At 60.3% G+C, this 13,044-nt stretch carries 9 protein-coding genes; all 9 read right to left on the bottom strand.

Going from position 1 to position 13,044, the window contains the following annotated elements:
* Nucleotides 1–105: 105 nt before the first annotated feature.
* The 9 genes from wecB to LDZ28_RS24270 all read right to left on the bottom strand — a co-directional run bounded on the left by wecB (nt 106) and on the right by LDZ28_RS24270 (nt 13,042).
* A complete protein-coding gene (gene wecB, locus LDZ28_RS24310; protein WP_244829942.1) occupies nt 106–1,305 on the bottom strand; it encodes a non-hydrolyzing UDP-N-acetylglucosamine 2-epimerase in 1,200 nt (399 codons plus the stop codon).
* Nucleotides 1,306–1,771: 466 nt separating this feature from the next.
* Nucleotides 1,772–2,302 (bottom strand): type VI secretion system lipoprotein TssJ, encoded by a 531-nt coding sequence (gene tssJ, locus LDZ28_RS24305; RefSeq protein ID WP_244829941.1) that lies wholly within the window; start codon nt 2,300–2,302, stop codon nt 1,772–1,774.
* 22 nt (nt 2,303–2,324) lie between these two features.
* Complete coding sequence (tssG, locus tag LDZ28_RS24300; RefSeq protein WP_244829940.1) at nt 2,325–3,467, bottom strand: type VI secretion system baseplate subunit TssG; 1,143 nt, start codon at nt 3,465–3,467, stop codon at nt 2,325–2,327.
* Entirely contained in the window at nt 3,431–5,278 is a 1,848-nt protein-coding gene (gene tssF, locus LDZ28_RS24295) for a type VI secretion system baseplate subunit TssF (protein WP_244829939.1), read from the bottom strand. The genes tssG and tssF overlap by 37 nt, the downstream gene beginning before the upstream one ends.
* An 8-nt stretch (nt 5,279–5,286) precedes the next feature.
* The gene (gene tssA, locus LDZ28_RS24290) at nt 5,287–6,867 is read right to left on the bottom strand and encodes a type VI secretion system protein TssA (RefSeq protein WP_244829938.1); all 1,581 of its coding nucleotides are present in this window, start codon (nt 6,865–6,867) and stop codon (nt 5,287–5,289) included.
* Entirely contained in the window at nt 6,867–10,430 is a 3,564-nt protein-coding gene (locus LDZ28_RS24285) for an ImcF-related family protein (protein ID WP_244829937.1), read from the bottom strand. The genes tssA and LDZ28_RS24285 overlap by 1 nt, the downstream gene beginning before the upstream one ends.
* Nucleotides 10,427–11,854: a hypothetical protein gene (locus LDZ28_RS24280; RefSeq protein ID WP_244829936.1), complete on the bottom strand. Its 1,428-nt coding sequence runs from the start codon at nt 11,852–11,854 to the stop codon at nt 10,427–10,429. Before LDZ28_RS24280 ends, LDZ28_RS24285 begins: the two co-directional genes overlap by 4 nt.
* Before the next feature lie 2 nt (nt 11,855–11,856).
* Nucleotides 11,857–12,114, bottom strand: coding sequence for a PAAR domain-containing protein (locus tag LDZ28_RS24275; RefSeq protein WP_244829935.1), 258 nt, complete (start codon nt 12,112–12,114; stop codon nt 11,857–11,859).
* Between the two features lie 67 nt (nt 12,115–12,181).
* Nucleotides 12,182–13,042 carry a hypothetical protein gene (locus tag LDZ28_RS24270; protein WP_244829934.1) on the bottom strand — a complete coding sequence of 287 codons (861 nt, stop codon included), beginning with the start codon at nt 13,040–13,042 and terminating at the stop codon, nt 12,182–12,184.
* Between the last annotated feature and the right edge of the window lie 2 nt (nt 13,043–13,044).

Below are 13,044 nucleotides of genomic sequence, written 5' to 3'. Positions count from 1 at the left end.
ATGGTCTTTTTGGTGCAACGCCCAAGCTGGCAGTTATTTCGTTCGATATCCGCATCGTTCGCTTCGCGGCCTTGCGGCGCTTCGCGCGATGCGCGCACTGCCGCACTATGCAACCGCCGCGCGCATCAGACGATGCTGCTCCTCGGACACGCGCAAGTCGGGGCGAAACTCCTCGAAAGGACGGTCCAGCAACGCCGAGACGATGCGCGACGAGGCATGGCCGTCGCCATAAGGGTTCACGCTGCGGGCGAAGGCGGCGCGAGCGCTTTCATCGTCGAGAAGCAGCGACACAGCGCAAACGATTGCATGGCGATCCGTGCCGACGAGCCGCGCGGTGCCGGCCTGCACGGCTTCGGGGCGCTCGGTGACATCGCGCATCACGAGCACCGGCTTGCCGAGCGCGGGCGCTTCTTCCTGCACGCCGCCCGAGTCAGTCAATACGATGGACGCGCGCTGCAGGAGACGCACGAAGCCCATGTAGTTCTGCGGCTGGATGAGGAACACGTTCGGCGAGGCGCCGAGCGCGCTGATCACCGTGGCCTGCACGTTCGGATTCAGATGCACCGGATAGACGATCTGAACATCGTCACGCCGGGCGATCTCGCCGAGCGCCGCGCAGATGTCTCGCAGACCCTGGCCGAAGCTTTCGCGCCGATGACCGGTCACGAGCACGAGTTGTTTCGAATCGTCGAGATACGGGAAGCGAGCATCGAGCGAGGCTCGCAACGTGGCGTTCGAGTCGATGCGCTTCGTTACTGACAGAAGCGCGTCGATCACCGTGTTGCCCGTGATGATCGAGCGGCCTTGCAGCGTCTCGCGCGCGATGTTCTGTTCCGAGCGCTGCGTCGGCACGAACATGAGGTCGCTCATGACATCGACCACGCGGCGGTTCATTTCTTCCGGCCAGGGCCGCGTCATGTCGCCGGTACGCAAGCCTGCTTCGACGTGCGCCACCGGCACGCGCCGATGAAACGCCGCGAGCGCGCCTGCCGTTGCCGTGGTGGTGTCGCCGTGCACGAGAATGCGGCACGGCTTTTCTTCTTCGATGACGTTATCGATCGCGCCGATCAGCCGCGCGGCCAGCCCGTTCAGACTCTGGTTCTCGGACATGACCGCGAGGTCGTACTGCGGAGCGATGTCGAAGAGATCCAGCGCCTGTTGCAGCATCGAGCGATGCTGACCGGTTACGCACACGATGGACCGAACGCCCGGCTCCGCTTCCAGCGCCTTGACGAGCGGCGCCATCTTGATGGCTTCGGGGCGCGTCCCAAAAATGGACAGTATCGTTGTTCGCTTCGTTGTCATTGGTCCCGACGGCTACACAATCTTTAACAATTTCGATTGTATTCAGACGTTTAGAAACCTTCCGCCAACTAAAGTGTAAAAAAGTCTAACGAGAGCTTTCTGCTCTCGCGTGGCCATGTTTTGTCAAGGCATGGACGGTGGTTTTTACCGGAACAGTTAGTTTTTTCCCACACTTCGAAGCGCGCAGCCGCCTCATGCGCACGGCCGTTTTATACGATCAATCCAAGTCGATATCCAGTAGTACCGAACTCATGGATTTCCCATGAGCGTCGAGGGCGAGGGACGTTGGGCACTTGCCTGGGAGCGAATGCTATTGCCGCGACACAGCCGTCTTCTATCATTCGCTGCGCAGCCCGCCATGCAGACTCCCGTGAGCATGGATAGCGGGCGGACGTTGTCCGTAGTGAGGAACGCGGTTCGCGAGCGAAATGTCCGTCGAACTGAATTAGTGCCCCGGTGCGCAAGTCTATTTTGTGCCGCTTGCCTTAGTATCGGTGAGCTCCGTTACTTGCCGATCGGATAGCTCGAGTTTGAGCGGAGCATCGGCGGACAGCTTCTTCGCCTCGACGACCTGCTTCCAGCTTCCGTTCGCAGGCGGATCGCGATAGAAAGCGGCGATCGCTATGTATGCCGTTTCCTTTTCCAATGGCTGTGAAAGACTCGCCGATGCAGCTGGGTTGACCACCACGCCTAGGCTTGCCTGGAGATCTTGCGCGAGCATGGTTTTGTCGTCACGAATGAGATCGCCATAGGCCGCGCTGTCGAATAGCTTGCGGTCCTTCAGTTGATAAATGCGTACCGCCACTGAAGTCGAACGACCCGCCGCGTCCTGATTCAGCCCGGCGCGCGCGGTCAGATCTACGTCGAGCACTTTCACCCGTTTGTGGAAGACTGCGTTATAAGCGTCAACCGAGGTATCGGAAACGGTTTGCCAAGCGCCGCATCCGGAAAGCAGCAGCGTCGCGGCGACGCTTGCTGCGCTAAATCGTTTCAACATGATTGCCTTCTGCTATTCAAAGTCACGCCGCGTGCGGGCTGACATGTGGCTTGAGATAAGGATTGATGCCGGGAGCAGGAAGCGCCTCGCACACACCGAGCGATATCTCGATGTCGCGTTCCGCCTCGGAGGGCAGCACCACGGTCCAGCCGAGCCGCGGGGCGCGCGCCCCCAGCAGGACGCCAACCGCCGGTGTCGGAACGAAACGCGAGGACATCTGCACGCGCAAATGCACATCCGCCTTGACGCCGATGTAGAGACGCACCAGTGCCATCAGATCGCGATGCAGCCACCCACCGGGCAGGAGATCGTTGGCCTGCTCGGCGTCGCGCGGACGCATCGTCACACGCACCGCACGGCTACGATAGGTAATTCGCTTGCCGAGCACATAACCTCCGCCGAGGCCACGTCGCTTGCTGCCGGCGCTTGCGGCACCGACGTCTTTCGCGCTTAGCGGCGAACCCTGTTCCGTGCGCTTCGCAACCGGCCAGAACTCATCGACCCTGACCTCCACGCCGGGCGCACCAAGCGCAATGACGCCAGCCAGACCCTCCGGCGTGCGAGTACGTTGGACCATCAGACTTAGCAAGGCGAGCATGCGCGAATCTGGCAAACCGGCGCGCGCGGGCTTGTTGCCCCAGCCGAAACCAGCGAGACACAAAAGCTTTTGCGAGTGCTGGTCCGTACCGCCGTGGCAAAAACTTTCCGGATAGCGATACTTCTTCCACGTCCGATAAAGCAGCGTCGCCAGCCGATGATTGAATTGGTCGAGAAACGCTTCGACTGCTTCGTGCCCCTCCTCGCGCTGGACGATATCGTCGAGATAATGCGTCGGCATCGTCGCATCGACGCCGTACAGACCCATGAACGTAGTGCGCACGGTAGGCGCAAGCAGGGCATCGCCCTCGTCCGCGAATTCGACACTCGCCATTTCGCCTGCGGGAAAGCCCATGCGCGGGCGCGGCCTGAAGCGCACGGGTTCCTGTTCGGGCGTGTCACGCTCGCCGAAACCCGGCCTGTTCGGCTCGCTCGCCTCAAAAAGACGGCACAGTTGCATGAAGCTCATTCGTGGCGCGCGCGCGAGCAACGCGGCGACGAACGGTTCGACCCCCGATAGATCGCGCGCCGTCATAGCGGAGCACGCCGCGTCTTGCTGCGCGGCCATTCGATGCGAGCCTGCGAAGGCAGACTCACGATGGCGAGCTTCGTGAAGAGATTGATTTCCGCATACAGTTCGAAGAAGCGATGCAGCAGTTCGGCGAACAGCATCACGTCGCCTTCGCCCGAGAACGCCTGCGAGTCGAGCGTCACTTCGATCAGCACGCCGCGCTCCACAGCCCCGCCGGAAATCTCCTCCAGCAGTTGCTCCGAGACGTGCAGAATGCCGGCGAGCCGCCGCCGGTTGAGTTCGTCGTTGGTCCAGTCATACAGTGCGAGCGCGCCGCGCAAGACCTCGGCGTTGAGCATCGATAGAAAATTCGGCGCGAGATGTGACAACACGCGCCACTGAAACCGGTCGCCGGTGGGCGGATAAAGCGGCAGCGTCGGCGCGACGAGATTGCGCACGCCGCCCACGTTTGGCGTGCTGAGCGCGAGCTCGTCGATGCGCGCTTCGCGCAAACCCTTACGCGGCAACATTCCGTTGGTGCCGGTCACGCGTAGCGATATGCTTTCCTCTGGCAGCGTCTGCATCGAATCCCATGCATGTCCGCCAAGAATCACCCACGTCTCGTGTAGACCGTCCATACCCGGCCGCACGCGCGTATGGAAGTATCGTTCGGGCGATTCGTGCCGCAACATGCCTCCGCGATGTCGAAACGTCGCGAAGGGCACATATTCGAATCGCTCGGCGGTTTCGTGATCGAAAGATTCGGCGGCATCGACCGAATAGGTTTCGACGTGCCCGCCCTGATGCCCCGCCGGCACCACGCGATACTCCGTCTCGTGATGATTGATTACCACCGGCTCGGCGTCGAGGCTGAACAGGTTGATGACCGGCGTGCAAAAGAGACGCAAATTGTCTTTGTTGAAACGCTGATCCGACGGATATGCATGCTTCAACACAATTTCGAACTCGAAGCGCGTCGCGCCCACCGGAAGCATGTCGATGTCGAGCCCGCAAAGATCGACGAACAGAAACTTCTCGCGGAACGTGAAATATTCGAGCAGCAGCTGATAGCCCGAAAATGCAGCATCCGACTTAGGCCACAACCGTTCTTCAGGAGAGAACCCTGCTGGTTCGATGCTCACGCCTTTGCACGGCAGGGCCTCGCCGTTACGAACCTCGGGGATGCGCCATTCGATGGCGTCGACCTGACGGGTCAGCGCAAGGTGCATGGCAAACGCCGTCGGCTGATCCGCGCTCAGGTGTAGTCGCAGGCGCGAGAGATCGGTTTCCGTGCGGCGCGCCGAGTTATCCAGTTCAAAGGCTATCCGAATGACCGAACGGCCGTCGTGCCGCACCGCGGGGCCTGCCTGCAAGAGGCGCAACGGCTGCATGGCGACGGGCTGCGTCGTGCGGTAGAGGCATTGCACCGTCCGAGGCGCAGCGGTTGTGCCTGAATCCGTCGGCACGGAAATCGGCGCAGAGCGCACCGCGACGCCTGCCGGCACGTATGCGGTTTTCTGCATCCGCTCGCCTTGCGGCAAGAGTTCCACGACGGACAGCGATGGGATCATCCGCAAGTAGTGCGGCCAGAGCAGGCTTACGATGCCTTCTGTCAGCTCCGGCAGTTCGTCGTCGAGTTTCTGCCGAAGCCGGCCCGTGAGAAACGCAAAACCTTCATAAAGACGTTCGACGTAGGGGTCGCGATCACCCACGCGATCGAGATTGAGCATGCGCGCGCGATCAGGATGCGCCCGTGCGAACTCGCGCCCAGACTCGCGCAGATAACGCATTTCTGCTTCGTAGTAGCGCAGGACCGGATCGCCGCGCGAGAGGTCCTGATTGGGGTCTTGTGTCGATTCGTCGTTCATCTATGTTTTCATGACAGCGTGAGCGCACGCGCCGGGTCCAGCACGATCAGTTCACTACGCAGTTCGCCGATACGGTTGGTCAGCGTTGTCTTGTCGGCGTCCTTGCGGACACTCATCGTCTTCAATGCACGCATCAATTGCTGCTTGACCTCAAAAGCGAGCGCCGGCTCCCAGCGTGCGAGAGGCAAGGTGCGCGTAGCGGCATCGAGTTCCGTGAGAAGTGAGAGTGCGGTATCCGCGCGGCCGGCCTGCTCGGCCAGACGCGCCATCATCAGGCGCTGCAGATAGCGATGCTTGTCTGTCTTCATGCCCGGCAGCGCATCGAGCCAGATAAATGCGGCTTCAATACCATCGCGCGCGGACAAATCGCGCGCCTGTGCTTCGATCTCGGGCCAGTCTCCGGCCGCACCTTCCGCAGCATCCGCCGACACGGGCAACGCCGCGACACTCTCGCCTGCGTCAAGATCGCGCACGACGGCGTGACGCGCGATCCACTCGAGCGTGACATCATCGGCGAAAGGTGTACCGTCATTGAAGGCAAGCCGCTCGATGCCGGGAAGACGTTCGAGAAAGAGCGCGAAATCCGCGCGCAGCAAATCGCGCCATGCATCATAAGGCGTGCCTACGTTATCGAGCGCAACGTGCTGAAAATGTTGCAGATCGAACCAGAGGTGATTGACCCCTTCCATGAACGCCGCTTCGACGCGTTCCAGCAACTCGTTCCACTGCTTTTGCAGCACGAGGCGCTTGAACTGCTGACGCAATTCGCCGCGTGGCGCGGCGAGGCGGGTTCGAGCGCCGGCATCCGCGGGCGGAACTTCGTGAAGCGTATCCCAACGGATACTGCGCACGAGTCGCGCAGAAGGCAGATAGCCGTTTTCCTGATCGCGCAACCATGCTGCCATGGTGCGAGCCTGATCGAGCAGTTCGCGCTGCGATGCGATCGGGGCGCTACCGGCGAGCGCCGGAGCCGATGGAATCGGCGCGGTCGTGCTCGGCTCGGCGCTTTGTATGCCGTCGTCCTTGCGTTGGAAGCGAGAGGCAAGCATCTGCAAGTTGGGCCGCGCCGCTTCCGGCCATGTGAGTGTCTTTCCGACGATCGCATCGAGCGCGGCGACCGCGCGTTCCACATCACCAGGACCGAAAGCGTCTCGGCTGTCGAGCAAGTCCAGCGTGCGTGTCGTGGCGAGCATTTCGAGCGCGCCCTTCCTGGCTTCGGGACGCAAAGGCAAGATGGCATCGCCGAAGCGGTCGATCATGGCAGCAGCGAGTTCGAGACCATCGACGAAGCCTTCAGGTCCGTCCTGACGTAATCGCGCAAAAGCGTAATGGCCCGCGACACGCAGATCCTTGCCGACTTCTTTCGTGATTTGCTCGCACGAGCGGACAATCAACGAATCGTCGATGCCCGAAAGTTTTCCTGCTTCATCCTTCAAGCTGAAAAAGGCGTCTTCGTAACCGGGATCTCGACCGACGCCTGCATCTCCGGGAAGCGGCGCGAGCCAAGCCTCCCAAGTGTCGAGGCGAGTGCGAGCAAATTGGGCAGCATCGCGCGAAGGGAAAAGCGTTTTAAAAAGACCAGCAAACATCAATGCATCTCTATGGTTGCGCCTTGCGGCAAGGGAATGCCCAACTGATTCGCCGCAGTGAACGCTCCGGGAGGCAGGGGCGGAGGGTTCGAGGCCGCCGACGTCGCCTTCGTCTTCGCGGGGTTATTAACCAGGAAGACGCGCTCCGGCAAGGCGAAGTGTCGTAACACAAGTACATCGAGCGGACCCGCGCCGCCTTCCGCGCGCATCTGCACCGAAAGAGGCAGCGCCTGACTTTGATCGGGTGTCCAAGAAAGCAAGTAGCGCGCGCTGTCCTGTTGCGTAACCTTCGCACGCTCGAGCAGGCGTATCACGCCGAAACGGCCTTGGGCATCGAGGGCCGAGCGCAGGCCGCCCTGCGCCGTTTCCCATTCCAGATGCGTGACGTTCTCCAGCGACTGGCCCGGCCATTCGAAGGGCATCCATTCTTCTTGCTGATTGAAGTACTTGAACGTGCGGCCCGCAAGCACGAACGTCATTTCGGTGACGCCGGGAGTTGGTACACCACGGAGATCGAAGCGGACGTGTGCATCGCCGGATGGAAACATCACGGTCGAGACGCGCGTGAGCTTGTTGAGCGCGATGAGAAACGCAGGATCGAGCGTAAGCGCGCCCTGATTCGCGCCCTGCGCCGCGACCCAGTGATCGCCCTGCCGTTCGATGATGCCTGCAAGTTGCGTCGCGACGAACTGCGCAATCACGCCATTGTCGAGCCGCAGGAAGCGCGCAAGATCGGGCAACGATGCATCGTTGTCGGAATCTGCGAACGGATAGCGGGATGCGAAGTTGCGATTCCAGTCCGCGAGAATGGCCGTGCGCCAGATGTCATTCAGACTTGCGGACGCGGGGCGCACGACAACCTGCCACGTCTGGTCGAAGGGAGCTTCAAAGAGTTTGCCGAAACCGGCCCAGCGCTCGCCGAGGCTCGCGGACACACGGCTTGCGTAGTCGCGGCTGTCAGCAATATCCGAAGTCTTTCCTTGCAGCATCGCTTGCGCCGCGGCGCGCGACATGGCGTCCGGGTCGGGACTGGACATCATCTGCTGCGTTCTCAGGCGCATGGCGGTGACGCGTTCGAGATAGCGCGGCAGACTGAGGTCGCCGACAGGTTGCGGCACGCCTTTCCCATTCACGGACGCAGCGGCTACGAGATCGCTTCCGGTCAGGCGCAGGACGGGGCCGAATGCTTCGGCGAGCGGGGTGATCCTAGCTTGAGCGCGCTTCGATGGGTCTTTCTCGTCGGCGCCCACGAGTTGCTGCGCCTTCGTGATCAGACTGTCCGACAACGTTTGCGTCGATGCGCCCGCGCCGGCCTGATAGACGATTACGTCCATCAACGCGACGAGCGGCGAGCGTTGCGGGTCGCCGAGCAGTGTCAGTTGATCGACCGTGCCAGAAAGCGACGATGCATCCTGCCAGCGAATACCGTTTAGAAATTGCGCCCAGGCGCGGGAGTAGTCGTCGAAGTAGCGTTGGCGAAGTTCGGCCTTCAGCGCCGACGGCGATGTATTGTCGGCTTTCGCGTCTGAGAGCACCCAGTCGCCTGCGACGGTGTGATGTTCGCTCGCCTCGTCCATCGCTTTGGGAATGCGTTCTTCCCAAGCGGCGCGCGTGAAAACGCCCGGGACCGTGGCGCTCGTGCCGAAGAGGCCGCGACTAGGATGATCCCCGAGGATGCCGGCCAATGTCAGCGGCGGATATTTGGGCTTGGTTTCATCGATGATCTGCTGGTAGATCGCATCCGTCGAATTCTGGATTCCGCGCACGCCGATGATCGTCTGACGCGCCGACGCTGTCAGTGCCGCGTCGGGTGTCAAGGCCGGCGACGCCCCGTGCTTTAAGTGGCTTGCATAGAATGCAATTGCGTGCTGGCGCAGGTCTTCCCACGCGCCTTGCGTGAGCGTCGCATCTTGCTGGCGCGCAGGTTCGTTGGTGGCGAGTAGCTGCGTCGTAAGGAAGGTTGCGTCGGCGTGCTCGGGGTTGGCGAGCATGAGATATGTTCTTAGCGTGTCATAGGCTGCCTGAACTTGTGCGTTGCCGCCACTGGCGATTTCGGCATCCGATAGCGAGGCAAGTTGGCTCAGGCGGTTTTCGAGTTTGGCTTTGATGGGAACGATCAGGACGCGTGAGGCGGCGTTGAGGTAAGCCGGCCAGAGGCGCTGGTATAGGGCGGCGTCGTGGTTCAGACCGAAGCGGGTGTAAAGCGGTGCGCCTTCCTTCCTGCGGATTTCGAGCGTGTCGAGTTGTTTGTCGAGCGCGTCGAGGGAAAGCAAGGCTTGCGTGGGATCTTGGGTAGATGAGACCCGACTCGATGTCGACGCCGCCTCTTGCATCGCCGACATGTTCGCCGCACCTGAGATCGCGGACCCCAGAAGCCAGACTGCTGTTGCGGCGATCAGCGCCCACGCCGCTGCGCCAGGCCACGAGAGGCCGACGCGATAGCCATGGACCTCCCGGCTGTGGTCGGCGATGGCGCGCCAGACCGCTGGATAACGCGCTTGTACGTCACTCGTGGCCAAATTCTGCCCGGCTAGCGTTCCTGAAAAAACCGGAGCGAAGAGAAGTCCATGAACATCGTTTCGCCAAACTTCAGATGCAGCAATCCTTGACACGAGACTACTCAATTTCTCGCGCGCTCCGTCGATGTGCTGCGATAGCTCCGCGATGACTCTATCTCGCGGATCGCTCGCAAGACGAGACACGCCCACGCCAGCGAGGTTCGTAGCCAGATCAGAAAGCGACGCTTCCACGTCCATGCCGGGAATGAGTCCGCTCGACCAGGTCAAGCCAATCGCATCCTCCATAGTCCGCGGTGTACCGCGACACGCCGCAACGCTGACCACGTACACGGGAGCGACCCAGCGCATAGTGCGGGAATTTCGCGCAAGCTGCCGCGCCAAAATCGCTCCGTCGCGCGACTTATTAGGTTCATCGTCAACTGAGATGATCGCCGCCACTGCGTCGATTGAGCGCCAGCGGCGCAGCCGTCGAACCCGCTCCATCCACTCGTGGTCGGGTTCATCATCCATGCTATTCGCATAAAGTAAAACGATGTCACCGCGAACCGCATAGCGCGACATCGTCAGTCCAGGCACGAAGCGATCCACAACCGCTTTCTCTCCGACGACGAGGAGCCAGCGCGTCCGGCTACGCCAGTGACGAACGCCCTCCAGCAAGCGCACCAGTTCCCGTGCCGCCGCAACAGGATCGAAGCGAATCATCTTCCTTGTCTCGGAGGTCGCAGAGGCCTGCGAGGTTGCCGCACTGATCCAGCGCGCCCTCAGTGCCATACGGTCTACCACAAGCGTCGAAGCAACCACTGCCAACAGAACGGCAAGTAGACCGAAGCCGATTCCAACAAGGCGATCAACACCCCAACCGAACTCCCACCCAACGAATCCGATGACACATGCGACAGCGGATAAAGTGCCCGCCGCCACCCAGAGCAACAGCGCTTGACCGTTCTCGCTCTGCCCCTCTTCTAAATTGTTCTTCGACACAATCATTCTCTGATATTGCTCTGGACATCGATGGAACCAAACTGGCCGCGTCGTTCCCTTCATTCTGCCGGTGGCAACCGCCCGCCCAGCGCATGAACCAGCTCTATTGCCCGCGCCTGCACCAGATACGGATGCAGCAATCGTAACGACAACGCTAGGACCACTGCGCCCGCGACACCCATGGAGACCCATGGAAACAGATCCGCTGCCTTGAAGAGCAGCCCAAGGAGGAGCGTCAGAGTGGGCAATGCGCACGCAAGAATGGTCGAACCATGCTGCCCCGAGGAGGGCGGCTTGCCTCCGCGCTCTACGGGAACCGCCTCGTCCGCAGCGGCAATACAGAGTCGTGCGTGCTTGCCTTCCTGTGTCGCAAGTAACTGCGGACCTTGCCCGTATTGAACTAGCTCAGCCGCGAGAGCCAATGAAAGCCACGGACTTATTGGACCGGTTGGGCCAATAAAATCGCCGATGTTGATCATGCCGGTCGTTCCTCCTTCGAACACCAGGCCACAGTCACCGACAGCGCGAGCGAGCCCGTAGCCTTCGGCCTTTCCGAGATTGCAGTTCCAGCCGGAGCGGATTTGCGCAAGCGGCAACGCTCCGTAATCTCCGAGTTGATTGAAGTCCGCGATCATCGTAGCGGTGGAGGTCGGGATGGAACGATAGATTCGAACAACGGGCTCGCCAGTGTCAGTTCGCGCAAGCTGCGGCAGGAAAACAAGCGCAGCCGCCGATTCGGTAAACTGCGCCAATTTCCCTGCATCGTCGTGAATCTGCATGGTCAGAACGAGCAGCGGTACACCATCACCGAGCACGTGTCGCTCTATCATCGACCAGTTCAGAGCAGAGACCACCTCTACCGACGCAACCAGATGCAGGCCCGAAGCGCTCCATAGTTTTTTGACACAGTCTTCGATTGCTACGCCATCCGCATGCTCTCCCGCCCACGCGACGATTCGCAGAGCGTGATCGATGCCGGAAGAAGTTAATGCTACTTCCACTCCCTCGAGTAGGCGCTCAAGTATCTGCTCAGTGCGGCTTGACTTGAAATCATCCTTGATTTGCTCGAGCCGGCGAACCTCGCTCTTGTTTTCTGGCACCGTCCCTGACAAGCCTGCGATCTTCTCGGCCAACGCGTCTTCAACCAGAATGACCGAGAAGCCGCCAAGTACGACGTACTGGCGGGACCAGTGTTGCCATGCCGAAAGGACCGCGCTCGCGTAGTACTTCACGGAGTCGACGCCAAACAATCTCATGGCCGCGCAATGGCCGACTGCACACCAAAATAAGAGGCCGGCGATCAGTGGGATACCGATGAGACAAAGCCAGAAGCCCAGGCCGCCGGAGCGGCCGTGAATTTTGAGCCAAAGGTAGAAAATCGAGACGGCAGCCCCGAACACGATGAGGAGCGAGCCGACGATAGGCGGCCAAGGAGATGGCTTTCTGAAAACCGGAAGGCGCTCGAATTCTGGAACAGGCCAAGCCATGCTTAAATTCCAAATTCATCGGTGCTGGCAAGCACCCGTGCGCCGCAGCTGGTTTTACAACCATGTACCGCGATGGGGCGCCCGCCCTCTACATAGCCATTATCGCCTTCTATGATTTTTACGGTGCCGTGCTCTGGGCACTTCACGAGATCACCGAGCAGTGCGCACGCCCGGTTTCCGATGACGAAAGTCGTCGACGCTTTAATGACGCTTCCCCCGTGCGTGGTTGTGTCGCCATACCGTATAGGTGCTTTGCTCATTCCGCGTTTTCTGGTTGGTGAATCATTGAATTGTCCTTCCGATGCCCGACTTGCTCGGCGCTCCAGCTTATTGATCTTCCGTTTTGCCGAGCAAGCGCGAGCCGAAGTAGACCGGCGCGCCAAGCGAATACGCCTCCAGTGAATAGATCACACCCGGGATTCCCGACAAGCTATTCCTCTTCGGCACGATGCCCAAGTTCGGATCGCATTTCATGTGCGTCCAACCAGTGTAATTCTTGACCTCGGGTGCTTTGCTCTTTAGGTCTTTGAATTCTGGAAAGGAATAGGAATTTATCGAGTGCTCTTCACCGGGAAACGGGTAGTCGACATACATGTTTCCCCAAATATCCTCTGTCGGCAGTGAACTCTGCAACACCCGGCCATTTTTCATCTCGATGTAGCCGCGATCATCCACAACGACGAATTGCTTCACGTCCTCCGGCATGGGAAATTGACCATCGTAATGCCCCCAATCCGGGACGAACACGTGCGCACTCGTCCCGAACGTTCTGCCTCCATCTTGAGAAACCCGAATTCCGCTGAAGTCTTCTAGCGGAATGGCGATGTATCGTGTCGAAGGGTGAAGATAAGGATAAAAAACAATCCGATAAAACTGCGGCACGACCTCGGTTCTGATGTTGAGCTTCGAGTCGAGATACCACAACGCACCTTCGCATTCCCATCCTTCCAGTTCCAGCCACCGATGATCGTCGAACCGGTAGATCACTTGCTTCGGCGTTTCACGTGGCATGTGCGCGGCAACGCCTGGAATCAGCGGAACGGCTGCAACCAATGCGAGAGCGGCTACCACGGCGCTCAACACTTTGACGCGAGCGCGCCTCCACAAATACGCAGACGCGAGAACCATGAATGCGGTGCTACAGACCGGTACGGCCCACCAGACAAAGGCTGTATAAGTGGCACTCATCT

Origin of the sequence: Caballeronia sp. TF1N1 (genome assembly GCF_022878925.1) — a bacterium.
Lineage (GTDB): Bacteria > Pseudomonadota > Gammaproteobacteria > Burkholderiales > Burkholderiaceae > Caballeronia.
This window is presented reverse-complemented; position numbering and strand designations above follow the sequence as displayed.

Coding starts and splice junctions, on each gene's coding strand:
- wecB (WP_244829942.1), bottom strand. CDS start 1,305: ATGACAACGAAGCGAACAACGATACTGTCCATTTTTGGGACGCGCCCC.
- tssJ (WP_244829941.1), bottom strand. CDS start 2,302: ATGTTGAAACGATTTAGCGCAGCAAGCGTCGCCGCGACGCTGCTGCTT.
- tssG (WP_244829940.1), bottom strand. CDS start 3,467: ATGGCCGCGCAGCAAGACGCGGCGTGCTCCGCTATGACGGCGCGCGAT.
- tssF (WP_244829939.1), bottom strand. CDS start 5,278: ATGAACGACGAATCGACACAAGACCCCAATCAGGACCTCTCGCGCGGC.
- tssA (WP_244829938.1), bottom strand. CDS start 6,867: ATGTTTGCTGGTCTTTTTAAAACGCTTTTCCCTTCGCGCGATGCTGCC.
- LDZ28_RS24285 (WP_244829937.1), bottom strand. CDS start 10,430: ATGAAGGGAACGACGCGGCCAGTTTGGTTCCATCGATGTCCAGAGCAA.
- LDZ28_RS24280 (WP_244829936.1), bottom strand. CDS start 11,854: ATGGCTTGGCCTGTTCCAGAATTCGAGCGCCTTCCGGTTTTCAGAAAG.
- LDZ28_RS24275 (WP_244829935.1), bottom strand. CDS start 12,114: ATGAGCAAAGCACCTATACGGTATGGCGACACAACCACGCACGGGGGA.
- LDZ28_RS24270 (WP_244829934.1), bottom strand. CDS start 13,042: ATGAGTGCCACTTATACAGCCTTTGTCTGGTGGGCCGTACCGGTCTGT.